Source organism: Streptomyces sp. CNQ329 (assembly GCF_000482585.1).
The window spans coordinates 1-17,006 of the sequence record NZ_AXVU01000043.1 but is presented as its reverse complement, the minus strand read 5'-3'; the positions used below and the strand labels follow the sequence as shown (position 1 = coordinate 17,006).

The window sequence follows — 17,006 nt, the reverse complement described above, 5'->3', positions numbered from 1 at the left end:
TTCCGGTCACCCAGGATTAGCATCTTGCCGCATCGAGCGCCGCCCCGACGCATCTCTTCTGCCTCCGCACATGCGCACCGCCCGACTTTGTGCTGCCCCTTTCCCTGCGCGCCGACGGGAGTTTTCTCATGGACAACGTCTCACGCCGGAAAGTGCTTCTTTCGAGTGCCGCGCTCGGCGGTGCCGCCGCCCTCGGCGGCGGCCGGCTCGCCGCCGCGGCCCCGGCCGGGGCCGCCGCCCGCGGCGTTCCCGCCTCGACCATCACCCCAGCCGACGCGCGTTACCCCGACTTCGTCTCCGGCAGCAACGGCCGCTGGAGCGCCCGGCCCGACGCGATCCGCGTGGCCACGGCCACCGAGCAGGTGGTGGCCGCGGTGGAGGAGGCCGTACGCGCCGGAAAGCGCATCGCCGTACGGAGCGGCGGCCACTGCTACGAGGCGTTCGTCTACCACTCCGGGACCCAGGTCGTCATCGACCTCTCGGCGATGAACGACATCGCGTACGACCAGGAAAGACGCGCCTTCGTCATCGAGCCGGGCTGCACGCTGATGGAGGTCTACATGGAGCTGTACCGCGTCTGGGGGGTGACGATCCCCGGCGGCTCCTGCTCCTCCGTCGGCGCCGGAGGCCATATCCAGGGCGGCGGATTCGGGCTGCTGTCACGGCAGTTCGGGCTGACGAGTGACTACATCGAGGCAGTGGAGGTCGTCGTCGTGGACGCCTCCGGCAAGGCCCGCGCCGTCGTGGCGAGCCGGGACGAGAACGACCCGCACCATGACCTGTGGTGGGCGCACACCGGCGGTGGCGGCGGCAACTTCGGCATCGTCACCCGCTACTTCCTGCGCGCCCCCGGCACCGAGCGGCTGGCGCCGGAGAAGCAGTTGCCGCAGCCGCCCGGCGAGGTGTACGTCCACCAGCAGTCGTGGTCCTGGACCGACATCACCGAGGACCGCTTCCGCACCCTGCTGCGCAACTACGGCAGCTTCTACGCGGAGTACAGCGCCCCCGGCAACCCGTACGCCGGGATGTTCAGCATGCTCGTCTGCAGCACGAAGGCCAGCGGCTCGATCTCGATGACCACCCAGATCGACGCCACCCGGCCCGGCGCGGCGGGCCGGCTCGACGACTTCCTCGCCGAGATCGGCGGCCACATGGGCGAGCCGGAGCCGACGACGCTGTCGACGAACGAGATGCGGGCGATGCCCGAGCTGTTCGCGCCGCAGGCGCGGCCGTGGCTGGTCGCCACCCGCCAGCTCGGCGGCTCCGGCTGGGGCGGGCGCGGTGACTACAAGTCGGCGTACCTGCGGCAGCCGTTCCCGGACGAGCAGATATCCGCCATGTACAAGAACCTCACCGAGACCGACCAGCGCAGCGCGCTGGTGTCGATCGACTCGTACGGCGCCCAGGTCAACGCGGTCGACACGGACGCGACCGCGGCGGCGCAGCGGGACTCGATCCTCAAGCTCCAGTACCAGGCGTACTGGAGCGAGCAGGCCGAGGAGGCGGCGAAGCTCGACTGGATCCGGACCATGTACCGCGACGTGTACGCGGCCACCGGTGGCGTCCCGGTCCCCGACGAGGTCAACGACGGCTGCTACATCAACTACCCGGACATCGATCTCAGCGACCCGCAGTGGAACACCTCGGACACCCCCTGGCACGACCTGTACTACAAGCAGGGCTACCCCCGGCTGCAGCGGGTCAAGGCCGCGTACGACCCGGGGAACGTCTTCCGGCACGCCCAGTCCGTCCGGCTGCCCGGCTAGGGCGGTCGCGGCGCCGCCGTCCCGGCCCGGGGCGCAGGGGATCCCGGGCCGGGCGGGGCGCGCCGCCGGCGGAGGCCGGGCGGTGCCGGGATGCCGGTGGCGTACCGTCGAAGGGCCGCGAGCCGTGGCCCGCACGTATCCGGCAGCCCGTTGCCCGGACGCGAACGGCCCGCGTGTGGCGCTCGGTTGCGTGTCGAGTCGGCTCACGTACCGTGCACCCCCGCGCCCGCGGCCCTACCCGCTCCAACGGTGACCGTCCCACCATGAAAGGAGCACTGCCTTGCACGCCTCCGCCCCGCCCCCCGACTCCGCAGCCACCCCCGAGAACCCCGCAGGACCGAGCCGGCGGCAGATGCTGCCGGTCTTCGGCGCCGCGGCGCTGGCGGGCGTCGTTCCCGCGCTGGGCTCCGCCTCGCCCGCGTCGGCCGCATCCGCGGCCGCGGCGCCCGCCTCCGCCGCGGCGGCGGGCCGCACCTCCGGCCGCGCCGGCGCACCCCGCGCCGTCTACGTCGGCGGCTACGCCGGCGGCCCCGGTGCCCCCGCCGGGCTCGCCGCGTTCCGCATGGCCGGCGACGGGCGCCTCACCCCGATCCAGGAGGTGCCCGGCGTCGCCAACCCCTCGTGGCTGGCGGTCCATCCGCGGCTGCCCGTGCTCTACGCCGTCTGCGAGGTGAGCACCTGGAACGGGCAGAAGGGCGGCGGCGTCGTCTCGTACGCCATCGACACCGCCACCGGCGAGCTGACCCGCACCGGCGACCAGCCCGTACCCGGCGTCCCCGCGCACGGCGCGCTCGACGAGCGCGGCGACCACCTGATCGTCGCCAACTACGGCGGCGCCACCTTCGCCGTCGTCCCGCTCGGCGCGGACGGCACGCCCTCGCCGGTCTCGGACACCGTCACCGTCACCGGTACGGGCCCCGCCCCGGAGCGCCAGACCGGTCCGCACCCGCACCAGGTCGCCTTCGACCCGGCGTACGGCCACGTCTTCGGCGCCGACCTGGGTACCGACCGGGTCTGGGCATGGAAGCTGGACGCCGAGGCCGGGAAGCTGACGCCGAACCCGCTGCCGTTCCTCCAGGTCGCCTCCGGCTCGGGCGCCCGCCACCTGGCGTTCCACCCGAGCGGGCGCTTCGTCTACGTCGTCAACGAGCTGACGTCGTCGGTGACGGCCTTCACGTACGACGCCGAACGCGGCACGTTCCGCTGGCTGCAGACCGCGGGCACGCTGCCGCGCGGCTTCACCGGCGAGAGCTACTGCGCGGAGGTCGCCGTGCACCCGGACGGCCGGACGGTGTACGTCTCCAACCGCGGGCACGACAGCATCGCCCGGTTCGCCGTCGGCGCCGACGGGCGTCTCGACCTGCGCGAGACCACCGCGACCGGCGGCGCGTGGCCGCGGCACTTCGCCCTCGCCCCGGGCGGCGGCGTGCTGCTGGTGGCGAACCAGAACAGCGACGACGTGGTGTCGTTCCGCGTCACCCGCTCCGGCGCCCTGCGCCGCACCGACGCCACCGCCGCGGCGCCGAGCCCGGCGTGCGTGGCCTTCGGGGGCGTCCTGCCCTAGCCGGCGGCGGCGTACCGCCGCCACGGCAGCGGGGGGACGGGTGCCGGCGGGTGCCCGTCCTCCCGTTCTCCGACGGCATGTGTCCACACCATTGACATACCGTCGGGCCCTCCCTACCTTCCTCCGTCGAAGCGCTTCGACACCCCTCATCGAACCGATTCGACGAGACCGACTTCCCGGAGGCAGTGGATGTTGAAGGCACGGAGAAGGGCGCGCCTGCTGGCTGCCGCCCTGGCGGGAGCCCTGTCGCTGAGCACGCTCACCGCGTGCGGCGATTCCGACGACGGCGGTTCCGGCGACGGCAAGACCCTCCGGCTCTGGCACTACGAGGGCCCCGACAGCGCCATGGGCAAGGCGTGGGCCCAGGCCGTCGACGAGTTCGAGGACAGCCACCCGGGGGTGAAGGTCGAGTTCGAGGAGAAGGGCTTCGAGCAGATCCAGAAGACCGCTCCGCAGGTCCTCAACTCCGACCAGGCACCCGACCTCATGGAGTACAACAAGGGCAACGCCACCACCGGCCAGCTCTCCCGCCAGGGCCTGCTCACCGACCTCACCGAGGAGGCGGAGAAGCGCGGCTGGGCCGACGCCGTGCCGCCGACCGTGGCCACCACGAGCCGCTACGACGAGAGCGGCGTCATGGGCTCCGGCGCCTGGTACGGGATCCCCAACTACGCCGAGTTCACGATGGTCTACTACAACAAGGACCTCTTCGCCGAACACGGCGTCGAGGTCCCGACGACGTTCGCGGAGCTGGAGGAGGCGCTCGCGACGTTCGCGGACGCCGGCGTCACCCCGTTCGCCAACGCCGGCGCCGAGTACATGGCGCAGCAGTACCTCTACCAGCTCGCGCTCAGCCGGGCCGACAAGGCGTGGGTCGACTCCTTCCAGATGGAGGGCGAGACCGACTTCTCCGACGCGGCCTGGACCTACGGCGCCGAGACCTTCGCCGACTGGGTCGACAAGGGCTACATCGCCGAGAACTCCTCCGGCACCAAGGCCGAGGACGCGGGTGTCTCCTTCATCCAGGGCAAGCACCCGATGCTGTTCTCCGGAAGCTGGTGGTTCGGGCGCTTCCAGGCGGAGGTGCAGAAGTTCGACTGGGACACCTTCCTCTGGCCCGGCAGCGACCTGACCCCCGGCTCCGGCGGGAACCTGTGGGTGGTCCCGGAGGGCGCCGACAACAAGGAGCTGGCGTACGACTTCATCGACCTCACGATGAAGAAGAACATCCAGAACACCCTGGGCAACAACGGCGGCGTCCCGGTCGCGGCCGACGCCGACGCGATCACCGACCCCCAGTCCAAGGCCCTCATCGAGGACTACACGGCGCTCGCCGAGGGCGACGGACTGGCCTACTACCCCGACTGGCCGGCCAACGGCTTCTACGACTCGATGACGTCCGAGACGCAGAAGCTCCTCACCGGCAGCGCGGAGCCGGGCGACGTGCTGGAGTCGCTGCAGGCCGAGTACGACGAGAACGTGCTGCAGGAATGACGGCCGTCGTCTCCAAGGACGCGGCCCGCGCCGCCGGCGGGAGCGGAACCCCCTCCCGCCGGCGGTGGCGGAAGAGCCGGGCGGTCCGTGCCCGCCGGACGTCCACCGAGGGCTCGTACGCGCTCTATCTCCTTCCCGGGGCGCTGGCGTTCCTCGTCGTCATCGTCGTGCCGTTCGTGATGAACACCGGGATCAGCTTCACCGACTGGAGCGGCGTCGGCACCCCGGAGTTCACCGGCCTGGAGAACTACGACCGGCTCCTCGGCGACGAGGACTTCTGGGAGTCGTTCCGCCACAGCCTGGCCATGGTCGCGGCGATGGCGCTCGTCCCGACCGCGCTCGGGCTGGTGCTGGCCTCCGCGCTCTTCGACTTCGTCGGCCGGCACGCCGGCAGCCGCTGGGTGGCGACGCTGCGCGCCTGCTTCTACCTGCCGCAGGTGCTGCCGATCGCCGTCGCCGGCATCGTGTGGAGCTGGATCCTGGCGCCGGAGAGCGGCTCGCTGAACGAACTCCTGGGCGCGGTCGGGCTGGACGCGCTGCAACAGGACTGGCTGGGCGACCCGGACTGGGCGCTGTACAGCGTGATGGCCGTGATGGTGTGGGTGCAGATCGGCTTCCCGCTGGTGATCTTCATGTCCGGGCTGCAGCGCCTCGACCCCGCGCTGCACGAGGCGGCCGAGCTGGACGGCGCGGGCTGGTGGCGGCGCTTCTGGCACGTGACGCTGCCGCAACTGCGGCCGGAGATCGCGGTGGTGCTGCTGTGGTGCACGATCGCGGCGCTGAAGGTCTTCGGCATGGTGTACGTCCTGACCGGCGGCGGCCCGGGCGGCGCGACGAACGTCCCGTCGTACTTCGCGTACCAGAACTTCTTCGAGAACTTCCAGGCCGGCTACGGCGCCGCGATCTCCACCGTCCTCACCGCGGTGATCCTGGTGCTGGCGGTCGTCGCCCTGAAGCTGCAGACGAGGGCGGAGGACGAGAACGCATGACCGCGGTCAGGAAGTATCCCGTGCTCGTGGCGCTGGTGCTGGGCGCGGCGTTCATGGTGCTGCCGTTCTTCGTGGTGCTGATGAACGCGGTGAAGTCGCCGGAGGAGTACTCCAGCGACGGGCCGCTGAGCATGCCCGACGGCGTGTACCTCGACGGGCTCGCCGACTTCTGGGAGCGCGTGGACTTCGGGCAGAAGCTGTGGAACTCGGTGCTGATCTCCGGCTCGGTGGCGGTGCTCGCCGTGGTGCTGTCGGTGCTCAGCGCGTACGCCATCGGCATCGGGCGGATCCGCGGCCGGGCGTACGTGCTGGCGTTCTTCGTGCTGGCGAACATGCTGCCGCAGGAGGCGCTGGTCTACCCGGTCTACTACCTGTCGAAGGAGGCGGGCCTGTATGACACCCGGCTGAGCGTGGTGATCGTCTTCACCGTCGTGCAGTCCGCGTTCGGCACGTATCTGCTGGCCTCGGTGCTCGGCGGGTTCCCGCGTGAGGTGATCGAGGCGGCCCGGATCGACGGTGCGAGCAAGTGGCAGGTGCTGTGGCGGGTCGTGGTGCCCGTCAGCCGGCCGACGATCGGCGTGCTGATGGTGCTGTTCTTCATCTGGACGTGGAACGAGTTCCTGCTGCCGCTGGTCATGCTCATCTCGGACGACAACCAGACCGTGTCCGTCGCCCTCGGCGTGCTCCAGGGGCAGCGGGACATGGACGCCACGATGACGAACGCCGCCGCCCTGCTGGGCGTGCTGCCGGCGATCGCGTTCTTCCTGATCTTCCAGCGGACCCTGACCCGCGGCATCGCCGTGGGCGCGGTCAAGTGATCTCCCCCTGACCCCGAGAGGCTGCGCATGAAGTTCACCGACGGCTACTGGATGCTGCGCGCGGGTGTCCGGGCGGCCTACCCGGTCGAGGTGCTCGACGTCACCGCCGGGGACGGCACGCTGGACGTCCACGCACCGACCCAGCCCATCCGGCACCGCGGCGATCTGCTGAAGGGCCCGGTCATGACGGTCTCCTGCCACTCCCCCATGCCCGACGTGATCGGCGTGACGCTCACCCACTTCGACGGCGGTACCGACACCGGACCCCGGTTCCAGGTCGCCGGGTCCGAGTCGCACGCGCAGGTCTCGTACGACGACGGGCACGCGCTGCTCACCGCGGGCAGCCTCGCCGTGCGCGTCACCCGCGGAGGGCCGTGGAATCTGGAGTTCCTCACCGCGGACGGGCTGAAGCCGCTGACCTCCTCCGGGCCCAAGGGCATGGCCATCATGGAGACCGACACCCCCGGCGGCGGCCCCTCGCGGCACTATCTGCGCGAGCAGCTCGGGCTCACCGTCGGCACCCACGTCTACGGGCTCGGCGAGCGCTTCGGGCCGCTGGTGAAGAACGGCCAGGTCGTGGACATCTGGAACGCCGACGGCGGCACGGCCACCGAGCAGGCGTACAAGAACGTGCCGTTCTACCTCACCGACGCCGGCTACGGCGTCTTCGTCGACCACCCGGGCCGGGTGTCGCTGGAGGTGGGGTCCGAAGCGGTGTCGCGGGTGCAGTTCAGCGTCGAGGGCCAGGAGTTGACGTACTACGTCATCCACGGCCCGACGCCGAAGGAGATCCTGCGCAAGTACACGGCGCTGACCGGCCGGCCCGCGCTGCCGCCCGCCTGGTCCTTCGGGCTGTGGCTGTCGACGTCGTTCACCACCTCGTACGACGAGGAGACCGTCACCTCCTTCATCGACGGGATGGCCGAGCGCGACCTGCCGCTGTCCGTCTTCCACTTCGACTGCTTCTGGATGCGCGAGTTCCACTGGTGCGACTTCGAGTGGGACCCGCGGGTCTTCCCCGACCCGGCCGGCATGCTGCGCCGGCTGAAGGAGCGGGACCTGAAGATCTGCGTGTGGATCAACCCGTACATCGCACAGCGCTCCCCGCTCTTCGCCGAGGGCCGCGACGCCGGCTATCTGCTGCGCAGGCCGGACGGCGGGGTGTGGCAGTGGGACCTGTGGCAGCCGGGAATGGCGCTGGTGGACTTCACCAACCCCGAGGCGCGCGCCTGGTACGCGGGCAAGCTCGCCGCGCTGCTCGACATGGGTGTGGACTGCTTCAAGACCGACTTCGGCGAGCGGGTGCCCACCGACGTCGCGTACTTCGACGGCTCCGACCCGGAGCGGATGCACAACTACTACACCTACCTCTACAACGAGACCGTCTTCGACGTGCTGAAGAAGCACCGCGGCGAGGGCGAGGCGGTGGTCTTCGCGCGTTCGGCGACGGCGGGCAGCCAGCAGTTCCCGGTGCACTGGGGCGGGGACTGCGAGTCGACGTACGAGGCGATGGCCGAGTCGCTGCGCGGCGGTCTGTCGCTGGGGATGTCGGGCTTCGGCTACTGGAGCCACGACATCGGCGGCTTCGAGGGCACGCCGTCCCCGGCGCTGTTCAAGCGGTGGATCGCCTTCGGGCTGCTGTCGTCGCACAGCCGGCTGCACGGCTCGTCGTCGTACCGGGTGCCGTGGCTCTTCGACGAAGAGGCCGTGGACGTGCTGCGGGTGTTCACGAAGCTGAAGCTGCGGCTGATGCCGTATCTGGACGCGGTGGCGCGCGAGGCGCACGAGTCGGGCGTGCCGATGATGCGGCCGATGGCGCTGGAGTTCCCGGAGGACCGGGCGTGCACGCACCTGGAGCGGCAGTACATGCTCGGCCCCGACCTGCTGGTCGCGCCGGTGTTCAGCGACGACGGCGAGGTCTCGTACTACGTTCCGGAGGGCACGTGGACGCATCTGCTGAGCGGCGAGGAGGTGCGCGGCCCGCGCTGGGTGCGGGAGCGGCACGGGTTCGCGAGCGCGCCGGTGCTGGTGCGGCCGGGCGCGGTCCTGCCGGTGGGGGCCGTGGACGACCGGCCGGACTACGACTACGCGGACGGCGTGACGCTGCGGGCGTTCGGGCTGCGGTTCGGACAGCGGGTGCGGGTGCCGGTCGGGGGGACGGTGTTCACGGTGGTCTGCGAGGGCGGCACGGTGCGGGCGTCGGCCGCCGCCGCTGCGTCCGCGGCGGACGCGGCGGACGCGGCCGGGTTCCCGAAGCCGTGGGCGCTGGAGGTCGTGGGCGGTCCCACGGTACGGGCGGACGCGGGCCGCGCCGTCGTCGTCGCGGAGCTGGGCTAAGGTCCGGCTGTCCGGCGTGCCGGACGGCCGGACGGTCGAGCAGGGGGAGTTGATGGTCAAGATCACCGATGTGGCCCGGCACGCCGGGGTGTCGCCGAGTACCGTCTCGTACGCGCTCAGCGGCAAGCGCCCGATCTCCGAGGAGACCCGGCAGCGCATCGAAGCCAGCATCCGCGAGCTGGGCTACCGCCCGCACGCCGGCGCCCGCGCGCTCGCGAGCAGCAGGTCCAACGTGCTGGCGCTGGTCGTTCCGTTCCGCAGCGGGATCCATGTGCCGGTGGTCATGCAGTTCGCGGTGTCGGTGGTGACGACGGCGCGGCAGCACGACCACGACGTGCTGCTGCTCACCCAGGAGGAGGGCGAGGAGGGGCTGCGGCGGGTGGCGGACACGGCGCTGGTCGACGCGCTCATCGTCATGGACGTGCAGTTGCACGACGCACGGCTGCCGCTGCTGCGGGCCCTGGACCGGCCCTCGGTGCTCATCGGCTTCCCCGCCGAGTCCGCCGGACTGACCTGTATCGACCTGGACTTCGCGGCGGCCGGCGGGGCGTGCGTGACGCACCTGGCGGAGCTCGGCCACCGGTGCGTGGCCCTGGTCGGCTCGCCGCCGGAGGTGTACGTACGCCGCACGGGGTTCGCCCAGCGCGTCACGCAGGGCTTCACCGCGGCGGCCGACGAGCGCGGGCTGACCTCGACCGTGCACCCCTGCGAGGCGACGCCGGCCGCCGCGCAGGCCATGGCGGAGCGGCTGCTGCGGGAGCACCCGGAGCTGACCGGGGTCGTGGTGCACAACGAGCCGGTGGTGCAGCCGCTCATCGAAGCGTTCCAGCGGCTCGGGCTGCGGGTGCCGGAGGACCTCTCGGTGGCGGCGATCTGCCCGGACGAGGTGGCGGAGCAGGCGCCGCTGCCGATCTCGTCGGTCGCGGTGCCGTCCGCGCAGATCGGCGCGCGGGCCGTGGAGCTGCTGATGCGCAAGCTCGACGGCCTTGAGGTGCCGGAGTCGACGATGCTGCCGCCGTGGCTGACGCGGCGGGCGACGACGGCGCCGCGCGCCGGCTGAGCGACGGGGGGTCCGGCGTTCCCCGCACGGGGTGCCGGGCCGCCCCGGGGCCTCGCGGTACGGAACGGAGCAACTCATCTCGTAGTCGAAGCGATTCGACAAGATCAGAAGGAGTCGCACACGTGAAACGAAGAACAGTTCTCGCCGTCCCGCTGGCCGTCCCGCTCGTGGCCGCGCTGTCCGGCACCGCCACAGCCGCCGCCCCGGCCGCTGCCCCGGCCACCGCCGGCAAGGTGCGCGAGCTGCTGGGCCGGCTCACCCTGGACGAGAAGATCTCGCTGCTGCACCAGTGGCAGCCCGCCATCCCCCGGCTCGGCATGAAGGCGTTCCGCACCGGCACCGAGGCCCTGCACGGCCTGGCCTGGCTCGGCCCGGCCACCGTCTTTCCCCAGGCGATCGGGCTGGCCGCCACCTGGAACCCCGATCTGATCCGCGAGGTCGGCGCGGCCGTCGGCGACGAGGTGCGCGGCCTCCAGCACGAACGCCCCGCCGGGTGGGGCCTGAACGTGTGGGCGCCGGTGGTCAACCTGCTGCGCGACCCGCGCTGGGGCCGCAACGAGGAGGGCTACTCCGAGGATCCGTACCTGACCGGCGTGATCTCCACCGCGTACGCGGGCGGGCTCACCGGCGGCGACCCCGACAACCTCAAGACGGCCCCCCTCGTCAAGCACTACCTGGCCAACAACAACGAGGTCCGCCGCGACCAGACCTCCTCGGACCTGCGCCCCCGCGTGCTGAAGGAGTACGAGGAGCCCGCCTACCGGGCGGCGATCTCCGCCGACGCGGCGTGCGGCGTCATGACCGCGTACAACCTCGTCAACGGCCGTCCCTGCACGGTCACCGACCTCAACGCCTCGGTGCGCACCTGGACCGACCGCACCCTGCTCAACGTCACCGACGCCTGGGCCCCCAACAACCTCCCGGCCACCGGCTCGCAGAAGTACTTCGACACCCTCGCCGAGGCCGACGCCGCCATCCTCAAAGCCGGCGTCGACAGCTTCACCACCGACGACACCGACGGCGGCCCGACCGCCGCCGCCGTCCGGGAGGCGCTGGCGCAGGGCCTGCTCACCGAGGCGGACGTCGACACCGCGGTACGGCACATCCTCGACATCCGCGCCCGGCTCGGTGACTTCGCCGAGGACGGCGGCCCGTACGGGGACATCGACAAGTCCGTCATCGACAGCCCCGCCCACCGGAAGCTCGCCCGACGCACCGCCGCCGAGGCGGTCGTGCTGCTGAAGAACGACGGCGGCGCGCTGCCGCTGGACGCGAAGGCACTGCGGAAGGTCGCGGTCGTCGGCCCGCTCGCCGACACCCTGTACACCGACTGGTACTCGGGCAGCCTCCCGTACGCGATCACGCCGCTGCAGGGCATCGCCGACCGGCTCGGGGCGGGCGCCGAGGTGACCACCAGCGAGGCCGTCGACCGCGTGGCGCTGAAGAACGCCGCGACCGGACGCTACGTCACCGCCGGCCGCGGCGAGGAGGGCGCGGCGCTGGCCGAGAGCGCGACGGCGGCCGGGGAGACCGAGCAGTTCGACGTCTTCGGCTGGGGCGAGGGCGTCGTCACCCTGCGGGCCGTCGCCAACGGCAAGGTCGTCGGCATGCGCGACCCGGACGACGGAGGGCCGGAGGGCTACCGGTTCTTCAACGACCAGGACCAGCCCAACGGCTGGTTCGTCTCCCAGTTGTTCCGGCCCGAGGAGCAGGACGACGGCACGGTGGTGCTGCGCTACGCCGGCTACGAGGACTGGCTCGGCGACGCCGTCTACCTCCGCGCCCGCGAGGAGGACGGCGGGCTCGTCCTCGGTACCGCCGCCGAAGCCTCCCGCTACACCCTCGAAACGCTTCGGGACGGCATCGACGAGGCCGTGGCCGCGGCGCGGGCCGCGGACACCGCGATCGTCGTCGTCGGCTCGATGCCGTTCATCAACGCCCGCGAGACCGACGACCGCGAGGACATGGGCCTGGCCGGGACCCAGGCGGCGCTGGTACGCGCCGTGCTCGACGCGAACCCCAGGACCGTCGTCGTGGTCGAGAACAGCTACCCCACGACGCTGACCTGGGAACAGGAGCACGTCCCGGCCCTGGTGTGGACCACGCACGCGGGCCAGGAGACGGGCCGCGCGCTCGCGGACGTGCTGTTCGGGGACGTGAACCCCGCGGGCCGGCTCACCCAGACCTGGTACCGGTCGGCCGACGACCTGCCGCCGATCCTGGAGTACGACAACATCAAGTACGAGCGCACGTACCAGTACTTCACCGGCGACGTGCTCTACCCCTTCGGCCACGGCCTGTCGTACACCACCTTCCGCTACGGCCGCCCCCGGCTGCTGCGCGGCGCCGTCGCGGTGGCGGTCACCAACACCGGCGCGCGGGAGGGCGCGGAGGTCGTGCAGCTCTACACGCGCCAGCGCACCTCGCGGGTGAAACAGCCGCTGAAGAAGCTCCAGGCGTTCGCGAAGGTGTCGCTGCGGCCGGGCGAGACGCGGACGGTGACGCTGCCGCTGACGCGCGAGGCGCTGGCGCACTGGGACGTCACACGGGAGCGCTGGGTCGTGGAGAGCAGTACGTACGACGTGCTCGTCGGCGCCTCGTCCGGGGACATCCGGGCGCGGACCGAGCTGGCCGTCGACAGCGAGACGGTGCCGCCGCGGGACCTCAGGCGTACGACCCGGGCGGAGAACTTCGACGACTACGCGGACGTGCGCCTGGTCGACGAGGCGAAGCCGCGGGGCACGGCGGTGGGAGCGGAGTCCGCCGGCGCGTGGCTGCTGTTCGCGGACGCGGACCTGCGCCGCGGCGCGGCCCGGCTGACCGCCAGGGTGGCGAAGGAGTCGCCGGGCGAGGGCACGCTGGAGGTCCGCCTGGGCGCCCCGGACGGCCGCCTCGCGGGCACGGCGGCGGTGCCGGAAACGGGTTCGCGGTACGCGTACACGGAGGTCACGGCGGCCCTGACGGGCGCCTCGGGCCGGCAGGACGTGTACCTGGTCCTGACCGAGGGCGTCCGCCTGGCCACCTTCACCCTGCGCTGACCGCTCCCGTCCGCGGGGCCGCCGGGCCGCCGGGGGCGCCGGGGCCGCCAGGGCCCGGGGCGCCGGCCCCGGGTGCGCCCCGGCCCCCGCGGGCGGCGGTCCGCCCTTCTCACGGAAGGAAGCGTCATGCACCCACTCCTCGCCCGCCGCCGCGCGCGCCCGCGCCGCGTGCTCGCGGCACTGCTCGCGCTCGCCGCGGCGGCCTGCCTCGGGCTGGCCTCCGGCGCCCCGGCGCCGCCGGGACCGGAGTCCCGAACGCGGCCCGCCGCCCGCGCGGACACGGGCACCGGCACCGGCACCGCCCACACCGTTTCCTACGACCGCCACTCGCTGCTCGTCGACGGCGAGCGGGTCTTCGTCCAGGGCGCCGAGTTCCACTACTTCCGGCTGCCGTCGCCGGACACCTGGCGGGACGTGCTGGAGAAGTACAAGGCCGCCGGGTTCAACACCGTCTCCCTGTACTTCCACTGGGGCTACCACTCCCCCAAGCGCGGCGTCTACGACTTCTCCGGCGTCCGCGACGTCGACCGGCTGCTCGACGTCGTCGCGGACGTCGGGCTGTACGCCGTCGTCCGGCCCGGTCCGTACATCAACGCCGAGACCGGCGGCGGCGGGCTGCCCGCGTGGCTGAAGACCGTCGACGGGCGGGCCCGGTCGTCCGACGCCGGGTACACCGCCGCGTACCGGGAGTGGCTGACCGAGATCAACAAGATCATCGTGCCGCACCAGATCACCAGGGGCGGCCCGGTCCTCCTCTACAACGTCGAGAACGAGTACGCGCAGAACACCGACGCGCAGTACATGCAGGACCTCCAGGACCTCGCGCACGCGCAGGGCGTCGACGTGCCGATCACGCACAACCAGTGCTGCCAGGCGTCCTGGACCCCGCACTGGGCGGAGGGCCTCGGCGCCGTGGACATCCCCGGCGTCGACGACTACCCGCAGTCCTTCGAGTGCCAGGACGCGGACACCGTCTGGGGCCCGTGGGGGGACGGCATCACCCGGCGGCTGAAGGACGACGCGCCCGTGTACGCCGCCGAGTACCAGGGCGGGGCGATCGACCTCAACGACGCGGGCTACGAGGCGTGCCGGAAGCTGACCGGTCCCGCGTACATGAAGTACTTCTACAAATCCAACCTGATCAGAAGCGGCGCCACCCTTTTCAGTTACTACATGGGCTTCGGCGGCACCAACTGGGGCTATCTGGGGCAGCCGAACGACGTCTACACCTCGTACGACTACGGGGCGATGATCACCGAGGACCGCCGGCTCACGGAGAAGTACGACGAGTTCAAGCTCCAGTCGCACTTCCTGCGGGCGGCATCCGGGCACCTGACCGAGACGGACGAGGCGGAAGGGCCCGCGTCGGACAATCCGGCGCTGGAGACCGCGAGCCGCGTCAGCCCCGGCACCGGCGCCCGCTTCACCCTCCTCCGCCACGCCGACCCGGCCGCCACCACCGACGACTCCGCCGTCCTCGGCTACGGCGACGGGCGCACCCTGCCCGTGCGCCTCGACGGCCGGGACGCCAAGGTGCTGCTCTCGGAGTACGGCTTCGGCGGGCAGCGGCTCGCGGTGTCCAGCTCCGAGCTGATGACGCACACGGGCGACGGCGGCGGGGACGTCGCGCTGCTCTACGGGCGTGCGGGCGAGGACGGGCGCACGGTGCTGGAGTACGGCTCCCGGCCGCGGGTCGAGGTGCTGTCCGGAGAGGTGTCCGCCGCGTACACCCGCCGGGGAGGGGGAGGCGAGCTGACCCTCGGCTACGTCCACGAGGGCCTGACCCGGGTCCGGATCACCGGCGGCGGCCGGCCGCCGCTGCTGCTCCTCCTCGGCACCGACGCGACCGCGGCGGAGTTCTGGCAGGACGCGGAGAGCGGCCTGCTGGTACGCGGCACCGCGCTGCTGCGCGACGGCGCGGTCCGCGGCGGCACCGCGCGGCTGCGGGCCGACACCGAACGATCCGGCGACGTCGAGGTGTTCGCGGACGCCCGCCGGCTCACGGTGAACGGCGAGCGGGTGCCCGTACGGCGCACCGCCAGCGGGTCGCTGCTCGGCGCGCTGCCCGGGCCGCGGGCGGTCGAACCACCGGAGCTGACGGGCTGGCGGGCCGCGGCGGAGGCCCCGGAGGCACAGCCGGGCTTCGACGACTCCCGCTGGCGGTCCGGCGACACGACACTGCACGCCGACGACCACGGCTTCCACCACGGCAGCCTGTGGTACCGGGGGCGGTTCACCGCCACCGGCGGCGAGACGACGCTGAAGCTGAACGCGCTCACCGGCCGGCGCGGCATCTACCAGGTGTGGGCGGACGGCCACTACCTCGGCTCGGCGAAGGGCGGCGTCCAGGCGGACTCCGACCCGCCGGTCAACGAGGACCCGGGCCCCGGCACGTTCACGCTGCCGCAGGCGGCGGCAGGCCAGGAGGTGGTCGTCGCGGTGCTCGTCCAGAACATGGGGCACAACGACGACTGGATCGCCGACGACACCCGCTTCAAGCAGCCCCGCGGCCTCGTACGCGCGGAGCTGGAGGGGTCGGACGCCACCCTGTCCTGGAAGCTCCAGGGCGCCCGCGGCGGCGAGGACCTGACGGACACCGTACGCGGACCGCTCAACACCGGCGGCCTGTACGGCGAGCGGCACGGCTGGCACCTGCCGGCCGAGCCGCACTCCGGCGCGTGGCGGGCGGCGCCGCCGGACGTCGGGGCGGGCACCGTCACCTGGTACCGCACGTCCTTCCGCCTCAGCCTGCCCCGGGACCAGGACACCGCCCTCGCGCTGCGGTTCGGCGAACCGCCCGCCGGGCACCGGCTGCTGATGTACCTCAACGGCTGGAACGTCGGCCAGTACGGCGCCGGCATCGGCCCGCAGCGGGACTTCACCCTCCCGGCCGGACTGCTCCGCGCCAACGGGCGCAACACCCTGGCGCTCGCCGTGATCGCCGAGAACGACTCGGCGGTGCGGCTGCCGTCGCTGACGGTGAAGGGCAACCACCTCACGGGCCTGCCCAGGCGGGCCCGCTGAGGCGGAGACGGTGGCGCGGGCCCGCCGAGGCGGAGACAGTGGCGCGGGCCCGCTTAGGCGACGACGGTGGCGCGGGCCCGCCGAGGCGACGACAGTGGCGCGGACCCGCCGAGGCGACCACGGTGGTCCGCGGCGGGCGGGAGGATAGCCGCCCGCCGCGGACGCTCAGGTCGGCGCCACCGGCCCGAGGGCACGGTGGCCTGGGGCGCCGGGATTCCGCGGGGCCCGCGGGGCCCGCGGGGCCCGCGGGTGTGCCTTACGTGTCGGGGTGGGCGGTGGTTCGCCGAGCGGGCCGGTGTGCGGGGGTACGTGCCCGGGGTGGGGGTTGGTGCGTGGGTGGGCCGGTGTGCGGGGGTGCCCGTGCCGGGGGGATCCATCGTTCGCCCGGGGCCGTACGTCCCCTCACGCCCGCCCAAGGGTATGCGCCTGCTCTGACAGTGGGCCCGGGTCGTCGGTGTCGGCGGCTGGCCGGCGTGGTGGGTGGAGCGGGTGCGGGGGTACGCGCCGGGCGGAACGGTGCTGCGCCGAGCAGGCCGGAGTACGGGGTACGTGCCGGGGCGGGCGGCGGTGCGTGAGGTAGGCCGGTGTGCGGTGAGGCCCCACCTCGGGGTGGGTGCCCGCCCGTGACGGAGGCGCATGCGGGGTGCCCACGACGGGGTGGGTGCCCGTCCGCGACGGGGACGGCGTCGGTGGGGTCCGTGTCGGGGTGGGGCGGTGTCGTGGGGGCTCCCCCCGGGCCACCCCGCTTTTTGATTGTCGGGCCTGCGTCCGGCGTCAAGGGCGCCCCCTTCCGCTTCGCTGCGGGGGCGTCGCTGCGCGATGGGGCTTCGCCCCACCCTTGACCCCGGACTCCGGCCCGTGAACGACCGGCAGCTAAGGGTGGCCCAGGGGGAGCGGGCGCCCGTTGACCGAAGCT

The 17,006-nt window shown here is 72.7% G+C and carries 9 protein-coding genes; all 9 read left to right on the top strand.

The features are described 5' to 3' along the window. Nucleotides 1-128: 128 nt before the first annotated feature. The 9 genes from I003_RS0124130 (at nucleotide 129) to I003_RS0124090 (ending at nucleotide 16,090) form a co-directional block, all read left to right on the top strand. Nucleotides 129-1,766 (top strand): FAD-binding protein, encoded by a 1,638-nt coding sequence (locus I003_RS0124130; RefSeq protein WP_027773864.1) that lies wholly within the window; start codon nucleotides 129-131, stop codon nucleotides 1,764-1,766. Between the two features lie 280 nt (nucleotides 1,767-2,046). Continuing rightward, the gene (locus I003_RS0124125; RefSeq protein ID WP_486584358.1) at nucleotides 2,047-3,330 is read left to right on the top strand and encodes a lactonase family protein; all 1,284 of its coding nucleotides are present in this window, start codon (nucleotides 2,047-2,049) and stop codon (nucleotides 3,328-3,330) included. Between the two features lie 189 nt (nucleotides 3,331-3,519). Further along, nucleotides 3,520-4,824, top strand: a complete 1,305-nt coding sequence (locus tag I003_RS0124120) for an extracellular solute-binding protein (protein ID WP_027773862.1) — start codon at nucleotides 3,520-3,522, stop codon at nucleotides 4,822-4,824. Beyond that, complete coding sequence (locus tag I003_RS0124115) at nucleotides 4,821-5,813, top strand: carbohydrate ABC transporter permease (protein ID WP_027773861.1); 993 nt, start codon at nucleotides 4,821-4,823, stop codon at nucleotides 5,811-5,813. Before I003_RS0124120 ends, I003_RS0124115 begins: the two co-directional genes overlap by 4 nt. Continuing rightward, a complete protein-coding gene (locus I003_RS0124110) occupies nucleotides 5,810-6,631 on the top strand; it encodes a carbohydrate ABC transporter permease (protein ID WP_027773860.1) in 822 nt (273 codons plus the stop codon). Before I003_RS0124115 ends, I003_RS0124110 begins: the two co-directional genes overlap by 4 nt. 27 nt (nucleotides 6,632-6,658) lie before the next feature. Beyond that, on the top strand, nucleotides 6,659-8,968 hold the full coding sequence (gene yicI / locus I003_RS0124105; protein ID WP_027773859.1) for an alpha-xylosidase: 2,310 nt from the start codon (nucleotides 6,659-6,661) through the stop codon (nucleotides 8,966-8,968). A gap of 52 nt (nucleotides 8,969-9,020) precedes the next feature. Next, nucleotides 9,021-10,028 carry a LacI family DNA-binding transcriptional regulator gene (locus tag I003_RS0124100; protein ID WP_199784348.1) on the top strand — a complete coding sequence of 336 codons (1,008 nt, stop codon included), beginning with the start codon at nucleotides 9,021-9,023 and terminating at the stop codon, nucleotides 10,026-10,028. A gap of 122 nt (nucleotides 10,029-10,150) precedes the next feature. After that, the gene (locus I003_RS0124095) at nucleotides 10,151-13,066 is read left to right on the top strand and encodes a glycoside hydrolase family 3 protein (protein WP_027773857.1); all 2,916 of its coding nucleotides are present in this window, start codon (nucleotides 10,151-10,153) and stop codon (nucleotides 13,064-13,066) included. A 126-nt stretch (nucleotides 13,067-13,192) separates the two neighbouring features. Then, complete coding sequence (locus I003_RS0124090; RefSeq protein ID WP_051368426.1) at nucleotides 13,193-16,090, top strand: beta-galactosidase; 2,898 nt, start codon at nucleotides 13,193-13,195, stop codon at nucleotides 16,088-16,090. The last annotated feature ends 916 nt before the right edge of the window (nucleotides 16,091-17,006 follow it).